Raw genomic sequence first — 22467 nt, forward strand, 5'->3', positions numbered from 1 at the left:
TTTTTGGTGGAATTCATTGGTTTTGTTTGGAAAAAGGTTCTTTAATAAAATCAGTATCCACTTGATGTTTCAGGAAAGACTATACATCGGTATCTCAGTTGGCGATTGTTCAAATGTTTCGTTGGCATGGTCGATGTAGCGAAGCAGGCTGTATAATTTGGTCTCGATAACGGAATAGTCGCGTTCAAAATTGTAGGCGTGCAGGAAATGTTCAATCTTCTTAGATAAGAACTGGTCTGTGGTTCTTACCATTAATATCAATAAATTATCCCATTCAGACCGGTGTGTATAAAACAGCGCCCGGTCATAATCCAATTTATTCATTTAAATTTCTCTCCTCCTTACTAGGAGTTGAGATTATTTTATGAAGTTTTGCGCTGAACTTTCACGCAAAAATTTGGACACCTTGTCCTCACAACGTTTTCAACATTTACCTGTATATTTTGTAATTGTTATTATCTTGTTTCATCAATCCTTCTCTTTCTTCATACATTGTGGTAAGAGGAAAAGGGGGAATGGCTGATGAATGAGGGAGATAAGAAAGCACTCGAATATGCGATCGATGAAATAACGGAAATCGCCAGCGGTTTTGGCTTAGATTTTTATCCGATGCGTTATGAAATTTGCCCTGCCGAAATCATTTATACATTTGGAGCTTATGGGATGCCGACCCGATTTTCACACTGGAGCTTCGGGAAGCAATTTCACAAAATGAAGCTTCATTATGATTTAGGTCTAAGTAAAATTTATGAACTCGTCATTAATTCGGACCCATGTTACGCATTTTTGCTGGATTCCAATTCGTTAATCCAAAATAAACTGATTGTTGCCCACGTTTTGGCCCATTGTGATTTCTTTAAAAACAATGTCCGGTTCCAAAATACAAAACGGGATATGGTTGAAAGCATGGCAGCTACGGCGGAAAGAATTCATCAGTACGAAATTCAATATGGAAAAAAAGAAGTGGAAAGTTTCCTTGATGCAATATTATCTATTGATGAGCATATTGACCCTTCCTTGATGCGTCCAAAATTGGCATGGTCCTTGGAGGACGATGAGGACGAGGAAGAAAAGCGGGCAGTTTCACCGTATGATGACCTTTGGGGCTTGGATAAAAAAGACGAAAAGGATTCAAAGCCGCCACGTCGAAAGAAATTCCCGCCAAGACCAGAGAAAGATATATTACTCTTCATTGAAACATATAGCCGCGAACTGGAGGATTGGCAGCGCGATATTCTTACGATGATGAGGGAAGAAATGCTGTATTTCTGGCCGCAGTTAGAAACAAAAATCATGAACGAAGGCTGGGCCTCTTTCTGGCATCAAAGGATACTGCGGGAAATGAATCTGACAAGCGGAGAATCCATTGAGTTTGCCAAATTAAATGCGGGGGTCGTTCAGCCGTCGAAAACGGGAATTAATCCTTATTATCTTGGCTTGAAAATCTTCGAAGACATCGAGGAAAGGTATAATAATCCGTCTGAGGAAATGAAGAGACGAGGTGTTGAGCCAAATTCTGGACGGGAAAAAATATTTGAGGTTCGGGAAATCGAATCGGATATTTCCTTCCTTCGGAATTATTTAACGAAGGATTTAGTGTATAGGGAAGATATGTATCTTTTCCAAAAGCAAGGCCGAGATTATAAGATTGTTGACAAAGAATGGGAGCATGTCCGCGACCAATTAGTGAATATGAGGGTAAATGGCGGATTCCCGTATATCACGGTAAATGATGGCGACTATATGAAAAATGGCGAGCTCTATTTGAAGCATTGGTTTGAGGGTGTAGAGCTTGATGTTAAATATCTTGAGAAGGTTCTGCCATATCTTCATCAGCTTTGGGGCAGACCGGTTCATATGGAAACAACCATTGAAGACCGGGCCATGTTATTTTCCTATGATGGTAAAGGAGTTCACCGTAAGTACTTATAAATATGCACGTAGTGACAAACGTGATATCATGTTAGAGGCTGAAAAAGTTCAGTCTCTTTTTTATTTGTGTCATAAATGAAAATACATACCTTAATCCAAACTAATCTTAAGGGGGATTGAATAATGAAAGATACCAAATTGGATTCTAAAGTGCTTGATGTGCTTCAAGATAAAATTCAATTAATTAAAACAGAAAAGGGTGCCATCTATTTAGTTGGGCCGATTCGCCTTCCAGTAAATTTATACGGTGAAACCGTTGTATTTCAGTGGTATTGTTGGCTGAATTGTAATGAGGTAACAGAGGATTTTGAACGGATTATTGATAAATTGTCTTCGGTTAATTTAGCGGAGCTTCAACAATCCAGTGTTCTTGTATATGGCGATTTCACATATGGTGAGGATGCCATCATGCGAATGCATTCGATTTGCCACACAGGCGATATTTTTGGCAGCAAAAGATGCGACTGCGGCTTTCAATTGAAACGGTCCATGAAAATGATTGTCGAACATGGGACAGGCGCCTTGTTTTATTTGGCCAATCATGAAGGGCGTGGAATTGGCTTATTTAGCAAGGCAATGGCCTATATCCTTCAAGAAAATAATTATGACACCGTCGAGGCGAATCATGCGCTTGGCTTTGTGGATGATGCCAGAAATTATAGCGATGCCATTCAGGTCCTGAAAGCATTGCGCACTAAACCGGTAACCTTGATTACTAACAATCCAAAAAAATTAGATGCATTGAAAAACGCTGGTCTGCCTGTTTCCGGAAGGAAGCCGTTATGGGGAGATGTATCCGAGTATAACGAAAAATACCTGCAAACAAAGATTAACCGTTCCGGTCATTTAAAGGACGAGGGGACTTGTCCGAATGACTAATCACGAGTTTTATATGGATTTAGCATTAAAAAATGCTGGGGCCATGAAAGGACAGACAGACCCCAATCCATTAGTGGGAGCGGTGATTGTTAATGATAACCGGGTGGTCGGAATCGGCGCCCACTTAAAGGCCGGTGAACCGCATGCCGAGATCCATGCCTTAAGGATGGCCGGTGAGAAAGCAAAAGGCGGGACCATTTATGTAACCCTTGAACCATGTTCCCACTACGGAAGGACAGGCCCTTGTGCTGTTGCTTTAGTGGAAGCAGGGATTAAAAAGGTGGTCATCGCAACCCTCGACCCGAACCCGGTGGTAGCGGGCAATGGTGTTAAAATTCTTAAAGATGCCGGAATTGAGGTTATAATCGGCGTTCGGGAAGCGGAATCCAACCGAATGAATGAGGTGTTTAATAAGTTTATCGTTCAAAAAACGCCATTTATGACCATGAAGGCTGGATCCACCCTGGATGGAAAAATTGCAACACACACCTCTGACAGCAAGTGGATTACCTCCGAGGAAGCAAGACTCGATGTCCATCAGTTGCGAAATGAACATATGGCGATTCTTGTGGGAATTAATACTGTCATAAAAGATGATCCGGAATTAACGGCACGCATTCCGAATGGACGGAATCCGCTCCGGGTTATTTTAGATTCCACCTTAAAAATTCCGCTGGATGCTAAAGTGGTTACGGACAATCTTGCACCAACCTGGATTTTTACCAGTGAACAATATGATCAGGAAAAGCGCAAAAGTTTAGAGGACTTGGGAATCAAAGTTTTTCAAACAAATGGGTCAAACCGTGTTTGCCCAGAAGAAGTTGTACGTATTTTGGGAGAAAATCTCATTTCCTCGGTGTTTATTGAAGGGGGAGGGGCGGTTCATGCTTCTTTCCTTGAAAAAAAACTGATCGATAAAGTGGTATTGTATTTTGCTACGAAGTTAATCGGAGGCCATAATGCCCCGACATTTCTTGAGGGAACAGGCATTGAGAAAATGCGTGATGCAGTTGAATTAACAGACTGTTCCTTTACACCAATCGGAAAAGATTTTAAGTTCATTGGTTATCCAAAATATAACTTTTAAAAAAGTTGACTGCCTTAATAGTTAGATAAGGGCAGTCTTTTTTATAAACATAATAAAAAGTGTATATTTTGTGAAAACTAAAAAATGAACGTTGACATTGAGAATCATTCTCTCTATAATCAAAGTGTGAATGATAATCATTATCAAATAAATGGTTTACATAACCAAATTAATCGGGGGAGTTACAACATGTCACTAAAATTGAAACTTATTACATCACTTGCAGCCATCTCACTTATTCTTGGTGCATGTGGAAAAGCGGAAGAGACAGAAAACAAGCCAAAGGTTGAAAATACAGAAAAGCAGGCTGAAAAGAAAGAAGCTGCAGAAAAAGAAGAAGCAAACTATGCAGATGCCTATAAAGAAGCTATTGCTGAGCTTGATAAAGCCAAAGAAGGCAAAGAAGTAGATTTTAATAAAATAACAGAATTGTATAAAGCTAATTTACAAGAATTAGTTAAACAGCGTGATGCGGAATTCCAAGATACTCTGGATGAAAAAATTACAGCCTCTCTAGCAGCAGGTAAAGACGGATCCATGGACAAAGTGGTTGTAAGGCAAATTTTTGATAAATTAATGCAAAAGGTATTCTATACAACAATCAAACATGAATTCACGGAAATTGGTGAAAACTGGGGTAAAACAGAAGAAGTGAATAAAGAGGTTGATGAAGCAAAAGAATTCTATGCCATTATCAAATCGACTGTTGAAAAGCGTGATGCTGCCTATGGAACAAACATGGTAAGCGCTATTGAGGGCGGCTTTAGCGAAGTAGAAAATGGTATTAAGAATAATGACCAACTGGCAGTAAACTTAGGTAAGCAAGTAATTGATAAGACGTTAATGAAGACCTTCTATCTTGCAACCGGTGCGCTTCCAAACGGCTACGCGACAAAAGCAGCAGCTGAAGCACAGAAGGATGCTGCTCTTGCAAAGGTTGAACAGGCTGAAGGATGGGCTTTCTTCCAATCCATTTATACTTACTTAAACAAGCATGCTGCTGATGAAACTTTATTAATTGAAAAGCAATTTAATCTTGAAACAGATGCCAAAACAATTGATCCAGCCGCTGTTAATAAAGCATTTGTTCGTGGCTTTGCGAAAATTGCTATTGATGAATACAAAGAAAGTAAAGAAGCGATTGGTGAAGATAAAGGAGTTATCACTGGTTTAGAGGGAGCTCTATTTATAGATGTTATCGGTGATGATATCAAAGGTCTTATTGGCGAAGCTGAGTATAAGTCTTTAACGGAAAAAGCGCAAAAATATGTGGAAACGGCAAAAGCGAAAGATAAAGCTGCCGGGGAAACACAGGTTGACGAACTTATTGCTTCTCTTAACAGCATTATAGACAAAGCGAAATAATCTTGAAGGAGAAACCTTGGTTAAAGACGCAAGGTTTTTCCTTTTGTTTCCGGTTATGAGAAAATGGGAATATTACTCTGTTGTAGAGGTGTTTTTACTTGAAAATAATCGTCACTGGTGGAGCAGGTTTTATTGGTTCTCACCTATCAAGCAGGTTGATAAAAGAAGGGCACCAAGTGCTCATTATTGATGAATTACACCCGTATTACTCCGTTGAAAGGAAAAAGCGGCAGCTTGAAATGATCAAACATGCCGGGGAATTTTCCTTTTATCATAAGAGCCTGATTCATCATGAAGGGGAAGTAAGAGACCTTTTTCATTTATTTAAGCCTGATACGGTCATTCATCTAGCTGCCATTCCAGGAGTCCCCAACTCGATTTTGGTTCCGAATGAATATGTGGATTATGACATCAAGGCAACTATTAACGCATTAAGATTCGCTGGTGAAGCAGGTGCCAAGCAGTTTATTTTCGCTTCGTCATCGTCCGTCTACGGTGACCAGCAAAACATCCCGTTAAAAGAAAGCATGGCCAATGGAACGGCCGTTTCCCCGTATGCGGCGGCTAAGTACGGTGCAGAAGCGTTTTGTCATGCCTACTCGACCATTTATGATTATCAGGTATCGATTCTCCGCTTTTTTACGGTTTATGGCCCATGGGGACGTCCGGATATGGCGATCACGAAATTTATTAAACAGTTGATGGCTGACCAGGAAATCGTCATATTTGGCAGCAGAACAGCCAGGGACTATACATATATTGATGATTGCGTTTCAGGAATCATTAGTGCGTTTCAGCAAAAGGATCAATACGCAATTTTTAATATAGGTTCAGGCAGTCCAATCCTGATTGAAGAGTTAATCGAGCAGCTGCGTGGTTTTTTTCCCGGAATGAGGGTCAAACATGATGACTTTCGTCAGGGCGATGTCCAATCAACATGGGCAGATATTTCGAAGGCTAAGGGCGAGCTTGGCTTTCACCCGTCTATGTCATTTACTGATGGACTGAGCAGAACAATTGAATGGGCAAAGGCGCATGCAAAAGAGATTTAAATACATAGCAGGGGTCATTCTTTTTGGAGTCTTTATTTATTTGTCCATACGGTATTTTCATGTTGGAGAATTTTTAGAAGAAACGAAACGGTTCTTTTGGGAGAGCCCCTATCTGATTGTTGGGGTGACGATTTGCTATAGTTTATCGTTTATACTCAGGGCCGAAGCTTGGAAGTTGTATTTTGGGGATAGAGTCAGATTTTATAGCTGCCTGGAGGGAGTGCTCTTAAGCCTATTCATAAACCATATTACTCCAATCAAGCTTGGCGATGCTGTCAGGATAGGCGTTTTGTCTATAAGAGAAAAACAGGTGAGCCCGGGGGAATCCCTTCAATCCGTGGTTGTCCTTCGCTCTATCGATATGGCTATGCTCTTGTTATTTTCTTTTATTGGCTTGATTGTTTTTGCAAAGGCGTTTGTTTTCCGGTATTCAATCCTGTTCATTGGTATTTTTGCCATTGCTTGCCTAGTAGGAGGCATCCTGTTGTGGAGGTTTCTTCCCAGGTTTGTTCACAGGCAAATCCAATTAGTTAAAACCAACCTATCAGGAAGGAAAGCCTTGCTTATTTTTCTTATGATTGCCGTAAGCTGGGCATTAGAAGGCGCGGTAATATGGGGCGTTACTGCTTCCATGGGCAGTGGCCTTTCGATATATAAGGCTATTTGGGTTAACTCGATTACCGTTGGCGGACAAATTTTTCAAATTACACCTGGAGGCATCTCTACATATGAATCTGTCATGACGGCTGCATTAACGACTTTTCATTTTTCTGTTAAAGACGGCTATATGGCGGCCATCGTCAGTCACAGCTATAAATTTGTCTTTTCTTATTTGGCTGGAATGTTGCTGCTCCTCCATTCCCCTGTTTCAAAAATCAAACAAATTAAAGAAATCCTAGTAAGGAGAGGAGTATAAGAATGAAAAAAGCGTCATCTTTTGAAAAAGCAGCAGCAAGATGCTGGAATCTTTTGAATGAAGGGAAGCCCTTTACCCCAATTTTTACAGTTGGGACAATGGTGATTTACTCGGTTGCAAACTTCGGAAAGTCCGGCTTCCTAGCAGATTTTTTGCTAGGCTTGTTAGCCATTTTGCCATTGCTTGTGATCTATTACGTATTTGATTTCCCGTTATTTTTGAGAAATTATTTATGGATTCCGCTAGTTGCCTATCTTATTATTTGGAACAACGTGAATCTAGGATTACTGTTTACGGCAGTAGGATTATATTTCTTCTTTACCGTCTTTTTTTGGGGCACCTTTTATTATCATTTACGAATTGGTACCTCATGGCTTAATTTTACCCGTTTTTGGAAGCTTGTCTTGAAAAACAGCGATTCGACCAGTGGTAATGCCCAGGAACAGCTGCCAAAGTTTCTTTTATTATTATCACTATGGAATTTTTCGCTTTCAGAACATACGTGGTCAGGGGCTGAAATCGGACAGCTTATCTTGTTTTATGTAGGAGTCTTTCTATTTTCGTGGATACTTCACAAAAATCTCTTCGATTGGAAGCCAAAGGTTATTCCAACCTACACCTCTAATGTTGTGGCAACCTCAAGGGAAATCAATCAAAAAGTGATTGTGATGGTCATTGACGGGATGAGAAAGGAAAGGTTTGAGGAAGCGAATACACCGTTTCTTGATTTCTTAAGAAAAAATGGTACTGAGTATGCCCGGATGGAAACGGTCTACCCTGCTCGGACTGTTGTTTGTTTTTCGTCTATGTTTACCGGAACCTATCCATTTGAACATGGGATTAAATCCAATATGGTGTGGAAGCTGGGAATTAAGGTCGAAAGCGTCTTTGATAGTTTAAGAAAGGTTAGTAAAAAGGGATCTCTTTTGGCAGTGGCCCATCTGGTGGATTCGTTTGGCAGTGATGTTGATACATTCACGGCGGTCATGCATAACGATGTTGTCGATCGAAAAATTATCGAGAGGGCAAAGTTGATTATGGACGAAAAAAATCCCGATTTGCAAATCGTCCAGTTGATCAGTACCGACCAAACCGGCCACAGCCGAGGAGTCTTATATGACGAATATATTCAAAAGATTGAGGAAGCCGATGCGCTAGTCAAGGAGTATTATGATTGGCTGACGGAAAAAGGAATGCTGGAAAATTACACGTTCATCGTCTGTGCGGATCATGGCCAGGCGGACGGCATTGGCGGCCACGGTCACCTCGATGAAGGTGAACGGTTCGTACCATTTTTCATGTACGGACCTGCCATAGAGAGCGGCAAAGTGGTAGAAGAAAAGCATAGCCTGGTTTCCCTTGCTTCAACGATTTCCTATTTATTAGGGGCGCCGTTTCCAAATAAAGCCCGTGGGCCAGTATTAAACGAAGCAATTAGGAAGGAAGTATTAATAAATGATGCAGCAAAAAGTGATCGTATTTCTTCCAGCTCATAATGAGGAAGAGTCAATCGCGGAGGTTATTAAAAAGATACCTAGAGATTTTAATCCACGTGTGCAAGTAGAAGTTTTAGTTGTCAATGACGGCTCCAGTGATCGAACGGTTGAACAATCCCTAAGGGCTGGAGCGGATCATGTCTATACATTTGAAAAGAATCAAGGATTAGGGGCAGCGGTTCGAAAAGGATTGGAGCTTTGTGTAGAGAAAAAGGCTGATATTGGTGTCATGATTGATGCGGATAATGAGTATCCTGCTGAGCAGATTCCTGAATTAATTGAACCCATTCTAACCGGAACTAGCGACTATGTTATGGGGTCACGGTTTATGGGAACAATTAAAGGGATGAAGTGGAACCGGAGACTCGGAAATTATTGTTTTACGCTGCTCCAAGCACTCTTACTGCGGAAATGGATCTATGATGGCCAATCCGGCATGCGGGCTTTTTCTAGACAGGCAATGATGGAGGCAGAAATCATTCATGATTATAACTATGCCCAAGTGCTTACATTAAATCTAATTAGAAAAGGGTTCCGAATGAAAGAAATTCCTATTCATTATCAGGTCCGAAAAGCTGGAGAATCATTTATTAAGTTTAGGGCCTATATGACCTCAGTCCTGCCGGCCATTATCAAAGAAATGACAAGGCCAGTTAGAAAAAGAAGGGTTTATCTTGAACAAGGCAGCGTTTTACCGTTAATGAATAATAAGAAGGATTAATAAGTATTATAAATATGTTATTTATGTGAATTTCTAATTTGGTGGATTGACAGCGAAGATGATAATCATTATCATTATCAGTGGAGGAGGAAATTTTTTAATGAAGAAATTTTCAGTATTGTTTTTCATTACTTTTTTAATCATAAATGCCCTTTCCATTCACGGGGTAGAGGCCTATTCCTATGGTGACCCCAACGAAGAGAAAGTTGCTGAAGTTTACAAAGAAATGCTCGTAAAGCTTGATGAGAATCCTCCGAATTTTACAGCTGCAAAAAAAGTTTATGAATCGGTTCAAGAAGAAATTGATATGCACATGGGGCCAGAGCCCTCAAAGCTTATTCTGAAAAACTTGGCTGATGAAGATAAACAGGCGCTAACCGATAATATGGAAAAGCTTCTTGTCTTAAATATCGCGAGACGCCTTGATAGTATTGAAAATAATTTTTCAGAATATGAGACTACGAAAAGACTCCTTGCTAAAGGATTTGCTACATATGAAGCATTGTCACCAAAGGTTGAAGCGGAGCATCCGGAAAACGATAAGAAAATCAGAGCGGATTTTGATGAGGCACTTCAAGCATTGGGGAACCCTGGTTTGTTTGGCGTAGGGAAAAAGGAAGCTAGTCTAGATTCCTTTAAGCAAAATAAAGATGAGATTTTGGATACTTTAAAATCAGAATTTAAAATAAAAAGCCTTGAAGTAGGACATTTTTCTGAGAGTGCGACAGAATCTAATGCCGGCGGGAAAAAGGATTGGACAGATGTTTCGAATATTCGAAATTGGATTCCGCTGATCTTAATTGCTGCCGTGATCATTGCAGTTGTCATATTTGTTGTACGAAGAAGAAGAAAATAATAAAACGAAAAGACACCTTTGGAGAGAGGAGAGGCGGCTGTGGAAATTCAAGCGCTGCTGATAACATTTCGGGAAGTTTTAGAGGCATTGCTCATTGTCGGGATTATTACGACCTATTTAAAAAGAGTGAACCAAAAGCAATACACAAAATATGTCTGGTTGGGTGCAGGCCTTGCCGTCCTGGCGAGCTTCGGGGCGGCCCTGTTATTCCAGGTCGTGTTTACTGGATTTGCGGCAATGGGAAGCGAGATGTATCTGAAAATAGGGATTATGCTTGTTTCAACCGTCCTGCTCACGCAAATGGTGTTTTGGATGGCCAGTCATGCTCGTGATTTAAAAGGAAACATGGAAGGGAAAATGAGTAAGTTTATTACGACCGGCAACGTTGTTGGCATGGTCATTCATTCTTTTCTGGTCGTGCTTCGAGAAGGAATTGAAACGGTATTTTTCTTTGCTGCGATTACCGGCGGTAACATTGGCGCTGCTATGCAGGGCTGGGGTGCAATAACCGGGGTGATCATCGCCGCTGTTGTCTCGTATTTCTTCTTTAAAGGAACAATGAGAATTCCATTAAGCACTTTCTTTAAACTGACTGGTGCATTTATTATTTTAATTTCCGCAGGGTTATTGGTACAGGCAATTTCGATGATGCAGGATTTAAACATTATCGGTAGTGTCATTCCTCATGTATATGACCTTACCTGGTTTTTACCTGAGCATCCGATTGACTATAGCCATTATCTTCGTGATCATGGTACTGCGCCGCTCCTTTCAGGGGATGTTGGCATCTTTTTGAAGGCCTTATTCGGCTATTCATCGATGCCTTCAATTGAAGAGGTACTTGCCTATATTGGTTATTTTGTCGTTATTTTATTGCTTACTTCCTCAAAAAATGCTCCGGTAAAAGCAAAAAAGGAAGAAGCGGCCCAATCAGCCAAACTACTTAAACCACAGGCAAAATAGTTCAGCGAAACTTAAAAGTACAAGGCGGACGCCTTGTACTTTTTCTCTTACCAAAAGCAGGTGATTATATGAAGTTAGCAGGATTCAAGCGTGGATTTCTAATGGCATTAAGCATGGTAACAATCATAACTGTGAGTGCCTCCCAGCTTTATTTTTTAAATCCATTCGCCTCAACATGGGATCAGGTGGATTTTTCCCTGGCGGTGATTCGTTTTGATTTAATGGCTATGCAGCCTCATTTTCCTGGATATCCCTTCTTTATATTGGGTGGAAAAATCCTTTATCCTTTTTTAGAAAATCCAGCAGAGGCCCTGACCATGTTTAATATTCTGGCTTATGCAAGCTCGCTATTTCCGATTTATCGGCTCTTTCGAAAATTACTGCCTGTCCACTTTTCATGGCTGGCAACGGCGATCATTTTTTCGCAAACCTATATTGTGATCATGGTCAATCAGCCGATGTCAGAAGGTGCGGCGCTCGCTGTCCTTTGGTGGTATGTTTGGAGTCTTTCATTAGCTATGGAAAGACAAAATCCCTCCCTTATTTTATTGCCATTAGGCATTTTAAGTATCATGCTAGGTATCCGTCTTTCCTATCTGCCGTTTGCACTGGGCATCTTGTTCTTGTTTTATTGGAAATGGAAAAATGGGCTTCTAACATTAAAAGAGGCCGGTTATTATGCTCTCTTTGGGCTTGTCTTTCAGGCCTGCTGGGTTGTCGCTCTGATCATCTCTGAAGGAAGTTTGACAGGTTTTATTAAGCTTTCTTTAGCCTTTACAAGTGGCCATTTCACAGATTGGGGCGGAGCAGTCGAAACATCCGAGATTAGTTTTTTGAAGAGATGTTCGATATTTTTATGGGATAATATTCTTTGGACAGGTATTGCCGCAAAAGAGTACATAATTGCTGTTATTTATCTTTGCTTGTTTATAAAGATAGGAGTTAGCAGGAGACCCAAAATCGAGCATGAAGCAAGAAAGCCTTTTGTAAATTTAATTTATCTTTTGTTTTTCAGTTATTTTTTATGGGCACTCCTTGCACAAAATATTGAGAAACCGAGGCATATCCTTCCGCTTGCGGTTCTGCTAATTTTCTATCTTTGTTTTCAGCTTTTCGCAAAAAGGATTCCCTGGTTCATCACCGTCATGGCCGTTATTTTGCTTGGATTTCAAACTGTAAAAAGTGTGGAGTTACTAAAAGCGGAAGCGGCTGAACAGCCTGCCGTTTCTCAAATGAATGCGTATATTGAAAAAATGAATGAACCGGTTATTCTTTACACATGGGAGGAAACACGGGTATTGCAATATTTACATGCACCGTACACCCACAAAAGGATTAACACGTACCAATTATTTCAAATGGAAACAAAATATTATCAAGGAAGAACGGTGCTGCTGACGGACAAAGTAGTAAAAGGGTTTGTTTCACAGGGGGGGGCCGTAAAGGGGAAGATAAAAAAACTGAAGAGCTTCAAGTCACGAGAGCTTTATGACCCAGTTTATAATGAAATAACCTTATATAAATGGATCGACCATTAATTGTTGTAATAGAAAGGACTTATGCATTGAAAAAAATTGCGATCGCGGGAACAGGATATGCTGGACTAGTCACAGGGGTTTGTTTAGCGGAGATTGGTCATTCGGTCATTTGTGTTGATAAAGAATCGACTAAAGTTGAAATCCTCAAAAAAGGAAAATCAACGATTTATGAACCTGGCTTGGAAGAGATGCTAAAGAGAAATTTAGAGGCGGGCAGGATTTCATTTACAGCTAGTTCTTCTGAGGCCTATAAAGATGCGGAAATCATCATCATTACTGTGGGAACCCCAAAAACAAAAGATGGATTGTTAGATTTGCACTATATTAACCAAGTCTCAATCGAAATCGGCCAATCCATTGTTCGTCCAGATGTCATTATTGTAACGAAAAGTACCGTACCAGCCGGAACTAGTGAAAAGATTAAGGAATGGATTAAGTTAACTAGTCCTAAAAAGCTCAATTTCCACATTGCGGCAAACCCGGAGTTTCTTCGTCAAGGTTCAGCTATTCATGATATGTTTCATGGGGACAGGATTATTATCGGTTCGGAGAGTGAGTATGCCTTAAATTGCTTAGAGGATTTATATAAGCCATTTGGCATTCCAATTATGAAAACAGATACAAGCAGTGCAGAACTAATTAAGGTTGCTGCAAATGCATTTTTGGCCTTGAAAATTAGTTATGTGAACGCCCTGTCCAATTACTGCGAACAAATCGGAGGAAATATTGAAGATGTAGCAATGGGAATGGGGATGGACAATCGGATTGGGCTGTCGTTCTTAAATGCCGGCATCGGTTTTGGCGGCTCATGTCTTCCCAAAGATACCGAGGCACTTGTTAATATGGCACAAAAGGCAGGAGAGCCAAACAAACTGCTGGAGGAAGCATTACAGATTAATCGAAGGCAGGAATTACGACTATTTCAAAAGGCACAAACCAGATTTTCTAATTTAAAAGGGAAGAGAGTAGCGATATTGGGACTTGCCTATAAACCTGATACAGATGATGTCCGTGAGAGTGCTGCAATTAAGCTGGCAAGGCAGCTGGTGAAGGAAGAGGCCTCGATCATTGCCTTTGATCCTGTGTCAATAGAGAATGCCAAATTGGAATTAGGGGAGCTGATCTCCTATACAAATTCACTACATGAGGCACTTAAGGGGGCTGATTTGGCGATGATTGTGACGGATTGGGAGGAAATTAAAACGATTGACCTAAACACCTTTTCTGAACTCATGAAACAGCCGGTTGTTTTTGATGGAAGAAATTGTTTTCAGCTTGAAATCGTTGAAAAATATCCAATCGAATATCACTCAATTGGCAGACCCAGTGTATATGGAAAAATGAAAAAGGAAATCCCGTAAGTTTAAATGGGATTTCCTTTTTGTAAGCAGGCGTATGATTATTTTGAGGAAAGTTCCTTTTCCAATGCGATTTCAACAGGTACATAAGCATATCCCAAATCGTGGGCAACTGCCTCGTAAGTGATTTCTCCGTTTGCCACGTTTACGCCAAGTTTCAATGCTGGGTTCTCCGAAATCGCTTTACAAACGCCTTTACCCGCAATTTGAAGGGCATAAGGAACCGTAACATTCGTTAAGGCAATAGTAGAAGTCCTAGGAACCGCACCTGGCATATTGGCAACAGAGTAGTGTATAACTCCATGCTTCTCAAAGGTTGGGTTATCATGGGTGGTCACGTGATCAATTGTTTCGACGATGCCGCCTTGGTCAATTGCCACATCAACAATAACTGACCCCGGCTTCATTGCTTTTACCATTTCTTCTTTGACAAGCCGAGGCGCTTTTGCACCTGGAATTAACACTGCCCCAATTAACAGATCAGCTTCCGCAACCGCTTCCCCAATATTATATGGATTGGACATTAATGTTTTAATTTGATTTCCGAAAATATCATCAAGCTGGCGCAGGCGGTCCGCACTTAGGTCAATAATCGTTACGTCAGCACCTAAGCCGATGGCCATTTTAGCTGCATTTGTTCCGACAACACCGCCGCCAATGATGGTTACTTTGCCGCGGTTTACTCCTGGTACACCGGCAAGCAGAATCCCTTGGCCGCCGTTATTTTTTTGCAGGAATGCGGCTCCGATTTGGGCAGCCATTCGGCCAGCCACTTCACTCATCGGCGTTAGCAATGGAAGTGTATTGTTTACCGATACGGTTTCATAGGCAATCGCATTGACGCCCTTATCTTTAAGTGCCTGTGCCAAAGCAGGCTCAGCAGCAAGGTGTAGATAGGTAAATAAAATCTGCCCTTGCCTGAAGTATTGATATTCACTAGCGAGCGGCTCTTTGACTTTCATAACCATATCCGCTTTTGTCCAGACCTGTTCGGCGCTATTAATAATGTCGGCGCCGGCTTTTTCGTATGATTCATTATTGAAACCGCTTCCAATTCCGGCGTCCTTTTCGATTAAAACCGTGTGGCCGGCATTAATAAATGAAATAACACCTGCTGGAGTAAGTGCTACTCGATTCTCATTATTCTTTATTTCTTTAGGTACCCCGATAATCATCTTGTTAATTCCTCCCTAATCTTCAATCAAAAATCCTATGGATAAAGTATAAAAGGTTTAGGGAAGAATTTCTTTGTCAGGAAAGAAAAATAATGTTTTAACTTTTTGGGGATTTTCACAAAAAGTTTTGTTTAAATCCCCTTGTATTTATTAAGCTTTAAATCAAGGTAGAGCATCATTTTTTGATTAGGGTCTTTAAAATTAATGTCGCCAATTTCGGAGATTCGCTTTAGGCGATAGGCCAAAGTGTTGGCATGGACATTCAAATCCTTCGCTGCATCGTTTATATTGTCATCAAAGTTTAAGAAACTCTCCAATGTTTCAAGAAGATTGCTGTTATGTTTTTGATCATATTCGTGAAGCTTTTTTAAGGAATAGTTCTCGTATTCTTCATTTCTTCTTTTTTCTAAAAGCAAATCAAATAACTGATAAATGCCCAGCTTTTGATAGTTAATGATGTTTTTTGTTTCCTTAGGGAATTTGTCTTTTACCGTTAACACAGCATTTGCCTCGTCGTAAGCTTTACTGATTTTTGAATAATCCTCATAAATGCCGCTGCAGGCGGGGGTAATCTCTTTAATTCCGAATCGGTCATCCAATTTGGCAGCAAACATTTTCGCAAATTGATCTAGTTCTGGGATCGGGTTATCAAAATAATCAGCTGCGGCCAGTAAGATAAGCTGGTTGCAATCAATGGCATAAAGCAAAATTTTGACCCGCTGAGTTGTCTTTAATAAATAGGAAATAGCCTGTTCTTCTTTGGTTGTAATGTTGTGCGGCAGTTTGTAAACCTGCACGGCAAAGAATTTAGCGGGAGTTATTTGTAGAGAATGGAAGTGCTCCATAATTTCCCTAGATGAGTTCAAATGCCGGGTTAACAGTTTCCAAAAGAATTCCTGGGTACGTTCTTCCTTTTTATTTTTTCTTGTCTGAAGCTGCAGTAGTTTGTTTTTGACTGCGTCCGCAGCATTTTTTAATAAGGTAAAATCCTCGTTTGTTAATGACCGATCGATTTCAAGGGCCCAAATGAATCCTAATACCTCATCCTGCTTCCAAATCGAAATCGCGACCCGATGGCCAAGACCGATATCCTCCATGTTTTTTACCCGAATTGGTTCCTTGGTTTTAAGCAGGGCAGGAATGGTCCCTTCTTTCCATAATTGATTAATAACCTTTTCAGGTACTCGGCGGCCAATTATGGTGGAAATTCGAGCCGGATCTGTTCGCTCGTCATGGGTGCTATAGGCAAGCAGACGATGGTTCGCATCTTCAATCGTAATCGGGCATTTAAGCACCTGGCTGATCATGTCGGCAAATTCATCTAAACTATCAAAAGCAGCTTTAAAAGGGTCATATCGATTACCTTCCAATTTGTTGACCTCCATTTATGTAGGAAAACTTTTCTGTTATATAATGCTCTTTGTTTTATTTTACAAAATTACAAGATAAGGTTGAATGCTTAATTTTTTCGCATACTAAAATTATATGCGAAAAGGAGGTATGTACATTGAGGAAACTGACCATGTTATTTGCTGCTGCTTTGTATTTATTGATTTTCCCAAATTCACTTGGCTTAGCCCAGACTGAAAAAAGTCCGCTAGAAAGCCTGTATGAGCAGAATACCATGTCAGTCTTATGGTTTCAAAAGTCTGGTGAGGCAAAGGCATTATATTATCAAGGGTACTACCTTGGCAAACTAAGACTGGATGAAATTCTTTCTAAAAAGCCTAAAAGGAATGGGTTAAAACCAGCGATCGTGCTAGATATTGACGAAACGGTACTGGATAACAGTCCATATCATGCCTGGATGGTTCAAACCGGAAAAGGAGACCCCATTGATTGGAGTGATTGGTTTAACAGGGCGGAAGCAAAGCCGCTGCCAGGTGCGCTGGATTTCCTGAAGTATGCCGAATCAAGGGGAGTGGAGATCTTCTATATTTCTAACCGCAAGGAAGCACACAAGGAAGCGACCATCAAAAATTTACAAATGGTTGGCGCTCCGAAAGCGGATAAGGAGCATGTTTTATTACAGCAGGAAAAAGAAATCGGCAAGGAAATACGGCGGGAACAGGTGGCGAAAGATTACGATATTGTCCTGTTATTTGGGGATAATCTCGGGGATTTTAAAGGATTTGATCAATTATCCGCTGCAGATAGGAAGAAGTCAGTTGACAGAATAAATGCTGAGTTCGGCAGTAAGTTTATCGTCTTTCCAAATCCAATGTATGGGGATTGGGAAGGGGCCATTTACAATTATGATTTGAAGAAGGCTCCTGCAGAATATATGAAAATAAGAAAAGACAACCTTCAAAGCTTTGAACCATAATTTTCATTTAAAAAGCGCTGCGGAAAAAAGGCCCGCAGCGCTCTTTATTGAAATTTTAGAAGGACTATTAGAATAAATGCAGGAAATTTATTATGTTTAGCAAAAATATTAATTTGCTTTTACATTCTTAAGGATATTGATGGCAAAAAGGATGATACCGAGGACCATTAATGTTCCGCCAGTAGCAACACCTGGACCGGCAGACTCATTCCCTGAAACTAGCAGTGCCAGTGAAATCATCATGACAGGAAGGGCAATATTATGAAGCCAGAAGTGAACTTTTGCCAATGTGGTTTCTGCGGCTTGAGGAAAGGCAACATAAATAAGACCGGCAAGCGTCATCGCTGTCCATCCTAATAAATTAATATGGACATGAACTGGAGTAAAATTAAAGTTTTCCGTCATCGACATGTACATTCCGAGGCATACTCCAATGACAAAGTAGCAAACAGAAACTTTAATAAACTTAACACCCATTTTCCTACCTACCTCCCTTAAAAATAATGACTATAGTAGTAAATATGTAGGGCTATTTCATTGTAGAACTACCATTTTCGAGGACGAGAACGGATTTACTCTGATACTAAAGTAATAAAAATAAAGCACCTCGAAAGGTGCCTTACATTTAAAACAATGCTTTTATTCCAACTAGTGCCAGCCCGATGAGAAAACCACACAATGCTCCATTGACCCGAATCCATTGCAGGTCTTTTCCTACATTGGTTTCAATCATGTGGATGAGCGTTTTATTATCCAGCTTTTCAAGATTTTCTTCGACCAGTTTGCCGACTTTGGAATGGTTTTTATCAACAAACCCGGCAATTTGCATTTTAATCCAAGCTTCAAGCTGTCCCATCTTTTCCTGATTTGAACCGAATTCACTTAGTCCGTCCTTTATGAAAGGAAGAAGATATTCATCGTAGAAAATAGGGTCTTCCACAAAATCCAGTGCTTTAGCTTGAGCATTCGCCAGGAATTCGTTGATTTTTTCTTCAGGTTCCCATTTTGCTATCAATTGGGATTTAAAGCGTTCCAATTCTTCATACATTTTTTCGTCACTTTTCAGGCTCTCAAGTTTCTGGTGAATGTGAATCAATAGGGTTTGCCTGTTTTGGTTAAAGGGGTCACGGAAGCTATCGACACCCTTAATGATTAGATTCTGGATGATATTACCCAACTTTTCCTCATTCACGAGATTGCTAAATGATCGGATCGCAAACTGCATAATCCCGTCGGCTGGAATATTTTCAATCATCTCCACAGCAATTCCGCCGAGACGATATTTAGTGCTATCCTTTTTGGCCCAAACATCAATTTCCTTCAGTACCAAATCAAGTGCTTTTTCATCATATTTTCTGACTGTAACCTGGTCAATCAGGAGAGGGAGATATTGCTTTGTATCTAAGCTATTCAGCTGAGATTTAAGCTCCTTTTCAATGACCGGGGCAATTTTTTGCAAGTTTACCATCTTAATTAAATGTTTAATAATCCTTATGCTATTCTTTTTTAGATTGTCTCCGTGTATTTCCTCATTGACGAGTGAAAAAATCTTCTCCGTGAACTGGAAATTGTTTATTTTCTGCTGGATACTTTCTTTCGTCAGCCAATCATTTTCCAGCATCGAGATGATTTTTGCGATAATTTTACTGCGATTTTTCGGCAAAAGCGCAGTATGCGGGATTGGCAGCCCTAGCGGATGCCGAAAAAGGGCCGTCACGGCAAACCAGTCGGCAAGGCCACCTACCAGCCCTGCTTCAAAACCGCCTTGGAGAACTATTCTCCAAATGGATGGCGGCATGGGAATTGTAGCAAGAAATCCGGCTGCCATAATAATTAAGGAAATAGTAGCCAGATGTCGTGTATTTGTTTTCTTATTAACCATTATTGTACCCCTCATTTTTTCATAAAGTCATATTGCTATTATCTCAATATTGTAGAAAAAAAAGCAAAAAAAAACCAATCTAAAAATCCTATTCTTGTTGAGAAAGAAAAAAACCTTCTCGTTGGCTTAAGAGGAGGTTTTTTTCGCGGGCTTTTTGTGGGTAATCAGCCCGTCTAAATCAGTAATATAGAATTGTATTTCTGGAGCTGATTTTAAATATTTGTCCTGGATTAGCTGATAATAATTTACTCTGCGCTCCGGGTCAAACGGCAGCATCGGATATTCATTGTGCTCCTTGACATATAGGTCGACTGCTTTTTGGACAATGTCCATTTCCCCCGGAATATGCTTTTCATGTTCTTCAAATATGTCATAGGTTTCCTTCGACATATAGTATTTTCTTTCAGGTATCCCGCCAAGAAGATGGGCAAGCTGTTTAAAATCAATAGAGTTATCCTCTTTAACAAGAATGGTTCTATATACCCCTTTTGGCAGATTGTTGGAAAATTGCCTCACAGCTTTAATGACCTGCTCAAATGAAACATCGATCATCGGATATTGTTTTTCTTGAGCCGCCTCTTTTGCCGGCGCTTTTTTCTCCTTTTCCCTATTTTTTTGGACCGAGGGTTTAAAATATTTCAGCACCATCGAATAAACAGTAGCACCGCCAATTCCAATCCCGATAATGATGAAGATTAAAGTAAGAATAGGATATAAATCAAAGCGGGCATCTAAATAATTCCCAAGTTTGTAGCCGCCAAAAACACAGATCGCAATCGTCACACCAAAGACCATATTCAGCGATAAGGTTTTCATCAGAAAGGAGGTAAACTCCTGCCAATGCGGATCGGGATTCGGTTTTTCTGTTTCAAAAAATTTTCTTACTTCCTTTTTCATTTCCTCGGACACGTTATTTTCCTTAAAAAAGCCTTCAAGATACTCCAAATCCGATTTATTTTCATTTTTCAAAAGGCAGGCGTTTTTTTCCACACTACCTCTATTGTAATGAACGTAAATCCATTTTTCTTCAAAGCCTAATTCAAGATTTTCAGAAACTCTCCCCAAGTTTTTGGTGAATTTGTGACGCATAGGATCAGGCCCCCTTCATGTGATCGGTTTGTGTAAAGGTGCGCGTATTGGCTGGGAGTGCTGCTTTATTTGCCTCATTTAGGATTAGTTTCGCTTCTTCCTTTGCAGTTTGGATAATTTGTTTTGCTTCCAGTTCGGATTGCCTTTTTAGCTCTCTTGCATCTATTCTTGCCTGCAGCAAAATATTTTCACTCATTTCTAGTTTTTTTTCTGCTTCTATATTATAATTCTCCGTTAATTGGAGCTGTTTTTCAATGTGCTGTTTCCGGTTTTCGAGAACATTAACAAGCTTTTTAAATACGAGTTTTTTTAAAATAAAAACTAAAATGGTAAATATAACAGCTTGATAAATCATCGTGCCTAGTGAGACAGGCAGGCCGAACAAAACAAAATCTCCCATGTCCAACACTTCTTTCTATATAAATTATGTTAACCTATGACTAATGTAAACCATAGTAAGTGTGACAAATATATATGCTTGGATGGCACCGATAAAAATGCAAAACGCCTGCCATACGATCATTGGCAACGCGGCAAGTACGGCTACGACAAATCCATGACTGACGGCATTCGCCAGCAGGGCCAGCATCACTTCACCGGCATAAATATTGCCGAATAAACGCAGCCCCAATGTTAACGTTGTCGCAAATTGTTCAATGATATTAATAGGAAATAAAAATTTAAATGGTTTAAAGAAGCTTGCAATATAATGCTTAAAGCCGTTCAGATGGATATCGATGAAATGGGTATAGACGATAATCATGATGGCCAAAGTCATTGTTACATGGGCATCAGCGGTGGGAGATTTCCACCATAAAACAGGGTGGTCCCCGCTTGTAACAATAGAAAAAGGGATGCCCATTAAATTAGCCAGAAATAAGTACATCAATAACGTGACCCCGGTTGATAGAATAAATAAATTATTAGACTTTCCAATCGAGGTATTCATGATATCCTTTACAAATTCCAAAATCCATTCCATAAAATTTTGCCATTTTTTTGGTGATAGTGCTAAGGGGTTTTTTGTACATACATAAGCGATGAGGAAAACGATGATGGCAGCGATGGTGGTTGTCAGGATAATGGAAAGGTCAAAAGTCAAGTTCATCCATTCAATGTGAGGTTTTGCATATTCCAAGATGTCCACCCCTTTTCCTAAAATATTATTGGTACAAAGTGGGAGAATCCTGATTCATCTTTATTATATATAAAAAAATTTATTATTGTAAGATAGTTCACAAAATGTTGATAATTTTCTGAATCTTAAAATTACCATAATGATAATACTTAATATCATAGTTATCATGGGAAAATACTAAATAAAAAAGGTATCCCAGCCACATTTTGGTAGGATACCTTTTAATATGCTTCTAGGGGATTAACTTACATCCTTGTATATCACGTGTAGCTCTTTAAGGAAATCATCAACGGATAAATGGGTTTCGGTATCCTCAAAAAACCATAAATCATTTTCTTCTATATAGAAGTTCATTCCATTAACTTCTTTCGAGAACCCAGAGTTTGATGGTGTTTCAATTGAAAATGCAAGACTATAGCCTTTGTGCTTTTCGCCAAAGCCGGCATATTGCGGGAACAGACGAACGCTAAAGGGCCTTGTATATTCGAATTCTCCTGCAAACCATGTTACTGCTTTTTCATCAATAGAAATTAACATATTCAAACACCAACCTTTTCTATGAGGTGACAATTCTAAAGAATTATCCTTACTTACTAAAAGATTACGTTTTTTCTTGGAAATTGCCTATGATAATATTCACATGAAGCTATTTTTGGGGTTAATTGTAATAAAAAGTTCATTTTTAACCATTTGA

General features: G+C 39.9%; 22 protein-coding genes. 13 read left to right on the top strand and 9 right to left on the bottom strand.

The annotated features are described in order from the left end of the window. Positions 1-69 precede the first annotated feature (69 nt). On the bottom strand, positions 70-324 hold the full coding sequence (locus V5M37_RS07235) for a YhdB family protein (RefSeq protein ID WP_213141120.1): 255 nt from the start codon (positions 322-324) through the stop codon (positions 70-72). Between the two features lie 198 nt (positions 325-522). Here V5M37_RS07235 and V5M37_RS07240 point away from each other — a divergent pair, with 198 nt between their 5' ends. From V5M37_RS07240 to V5M37_RS07295, 12 genes are all read left to right on the top strand, one after another. Further along, on the top strand, positions 523-1932 hold the full coding sequence (locus V5M37_RS07240) for a SpoVR family protein (RefSeq protein WP_423801410.1): 1410 nt from the start codon (positions 523-525) through the stop codon (positions 1930-1932). Between the two features lie 123 nt (positions 1933-2055). Beyond that, positions 2056-2811, top strand: a complete 756-nt coding sequence (locus V5M37_RS07245) for a GTP cyclohydrolase II (RefSeq protein WP_213141118.1) — start codon at positions 2056-2058, stop codon at positions 2809-2811. Continuing rightward, on the top strand, positions 2804-3898 hold the full coding sequence (ribD, locus tag V5M37_RS07250; protein ID WP_423801411.1) for a bifunctional diaminohydroxyphosphoribosylaminopyrimidine deaminase/5-amino-6-(5-phosphoribosylamino)uracil reductase RibD: 1095 nt from the start codon (positions 2804-2806) through the stop codon (positions 3896-3898). Before V5M37_RS07245 ends, ribD begins: the two co-directional genes overlap by 8 nt. A gap of 189 nt (positions 3899-4087) precedes the next feature. Further along, positions 4088-5263: a hypothetical protein gene (locus tag V5M37_RS07255; protein WP_423801412.1), complete on the top strand. Its 1176-nt coding sequence runs from the start codon at positions 4088-4090 to the stop codon at positions 5261-5263. Positions 5264-5361: 98 nt separating this feature from the next. After that, positions 5362-6315, top strand: a complete 954-nt coding sequence (locus tag V5M37_RS07260) for an NAD-dependent epimerase/dehydratase family protein (RefSeq protein ID WP_423801413.1) — start codon at positions 5362-5364, stop codon at positions 6313-6315. Then, positions 6299-7231 (top strand): lysylphosphatidylglycerol synthase transmembrane domain-containing protein, encoded by a 933-nt coding sequence (locus V5M37_RS07265; RefSeq protein WP_423801414.1) that lies wholly within the window; start codon positions 6299-6301, stop codon positions 7229-7231. The genes V5M37_RS07260 and V5M37_RS07265 overlap by 17 nt, the downstream gene beginning before the upstream one ends. A gap of 2 nt (positions 7232-7233) precedes the next feature. Further along, positions 7234-8727 (top strand): alkaline phosphatase family protein, encoded by a 1494-nt coding sequence (locus V5M37_RS07270; RefSeq protein WP_423801415.1) that lies wholly within the window; start codon positions 7234-7236, stop codon positions 8725-8727. Continuing rightward, positions 8687-9448: a glycosyltransferase family 2 protein gene (locus V5M37_RS07275; protein WP_423801416.1), complete on the top strand. Its 762-nt coding sequence runs from the start codon at positions 8687-8689 to the stop codon at positions 9446-9448. The genes V5M37_RS07270 and V5M37_RS07275 overlap by 41 nt, the downstream gene beginning before the upstream one ends. A gap of 100 nt (positions 9449-9548) precedes the next feature. Then, positions 9549-10304 carry a hypothetical protein gene (locus tag V5M37_RS07280; RefSeq protein WP_423801417.1) on the top strand — a complete coding sequence of 252 codons (756 nt, stop codon included), beginning with the start codon at positions 9549-9551 and terminating at the stop codon, positions 10302-10304. A 39-nt stretch (positions 10305-10343) separates the two neighbouring features. Continuing rightward, positions 10344-11267 (top strand): FTR1 family iron permease, encoded by a 924-nt coding sequence (locus V5M37_RS07285; RefSeq protein ID WP_423801418.1) that lies wholly within the window; start codon positions 10344-10346, stop codon positions 11265-11267. Positions 11268-11335: 68 nt separating this feature from the next. Then, positions 11336-12805 carry a hypothetical protein gene (locus tag V5M37_RS07290; RefSeq protein ID WP_423801419.1) on the top strand — a complete coding sequence of 490 codons (1470 nt, stop codon included), beginning with the start codon at positions 11336-11338 and terminating at the stop codon, positions 12803-12805. Positions 12806-12831: 26 nt separating this feature from the next. Then, positions 12832-14166: a UDP-glucose dehydrogenase family protein gene (locus V5M37_RS07295; RefSeq protein WP_423801420.1), complete on the top strand. Its 1335-nt coding sequence runs from the start codon at positions 12832-12834 to the stop codon at positions 14164-14166. 38 nt (positions 14167-14204) lie between these two features. Here V5M37_RS07295 and ald read toward each other — a convergent pair whose 3' ends face one another. Further along, positions 14205-15338: an alanine dehydrogenase gene (gene ald, locus V5M37_RS07300; RefSeq protein ID WP_423801421.1), complete on the bottom strand. Its 1134-nt coding sequence runs from the start codon at positions 15336-15338 to the stop codon at positions 14205-14207. Positions 15339-15469: 131 nt separating this feature from the next. Continuing rightward, the gene (locus V5M37_RS07305) at positions 15470-16645 is read right to left on the bottom strand and encodes a PucR family transcriptional regulator (protein ID WP_423802584.1); all 1176 of its coding nucleotides are present in this window, start codon (positions 16643-16645) and stop codon (positions 15470-15472) included. 215 nt (positions 16646-16860) lie between these two features. Here V5M37_RS07305 and V5M37_RS07310 point away from each other — a divergent pair, with 215 nt between their 5' ends. Beyond that, on the top strand, positions 16861-17664 hold the full coding sequence (locus tag V5M37_RS07310; RefSeq protein WP_423802585.1) for a 5'-nucleotidase, lipoprotein e(P4) family: 804 nt from the start codon (positions 16861-16863) through the stop codon (positions 17662-17664). Between the two features lie 108 nt (positions 17665-17772). On the opposite strand, the gene V5M37_RS07315 is transcribed toward V5M37_RS07310, so the two are convergent. From V5M37_RS07315 to V5M37_RS07340, 6 genes are all read right to left on the bottom strand, one after another. Further along, positions 17773-18141: a cytochrome-c oxidase gene (locus tag V5M37_RS07315; protein ID WP_213116729.1), complete on the bottom strand. Its 369-nt coding sequence runs from the start codon at positions 18139-18141 to the stop codon at positions 17773-17775. Positions 18142-18289: 148 nt separating this feature from the next. Beyond that, positions 18290-19546 (bottom strand): DUF445 domain-containing protein, encoded by a 1257-nt coding sequence (locus tag V5M37_RS07320; RefSeq protein ID WP_423801422.1) that lies wholly within the window; start codon positions 19544-19546, stop codon positions 18290-18292. A gap of 126 nt (positions 19547-19672) precedes the next feature. Next, positions 19673-20635 carry an AtpZ/AtpI family protein gene (locus tag V5M37_RS07325; RefSeq protein ID WP_423801423.1) on the bottom strand — a complete coding sequence of 321 codons (963 nt, stop codon included), beginning with the start codon at positions 20633-20635 and terminating at the stop codon, positions 19673-19675. Between the two features lie 4 nt (positions 20636-20639). After that, positions 20640-21035, bottom strand: a complete 396-nt coding sequence (locus V5M37_RS07330; protein ID WP_423801424.1) for an ATP synthase F0 subunit B — start codon at positions 21033-21035, stop codon at positions 20640-20642. 24 nt (positions 21036-21059) lie between these two features. Beyond that, the gene (atpB, locus tag V5M37_RS07335) at positions 21060-21773 is read right to left on the bottom strand and encodes a F0F1 ATP synthase subunit A (RefSeq protein WP_423801425.1); all 714 of its coding nucleotides are present in this window, start codon (positions 21771-21773) and stop codon (positions 21060-21062) included. A 240-nt stretch (positions 21774-22013) separates the two neighbouring features. Further along, positions 22014-22310: a HesB/YadR/YfhF family protein gene (locus tag V5M37_RS07340; RefSeq protein ID WP_423801426.1), complete on the bottom strand. Its 297-nt coding sequence runs from the start codon at positions 22308-22310 to the stop codon at positions 22014-22016. Between the last annotated feature and the right edge of the window lie 157 nt (positions 22311-22467).

It is taken from the genome of Neobacillus sp. SAB-20_R2A (assembly GCF_049568635.1).
GTDB classification, from domain to species: domain Bacteria; phylum Bacillota; class Bacilli; order Bacillales; family Cytobacillaceae; genus Neobacillus; species Neobacillus citreus.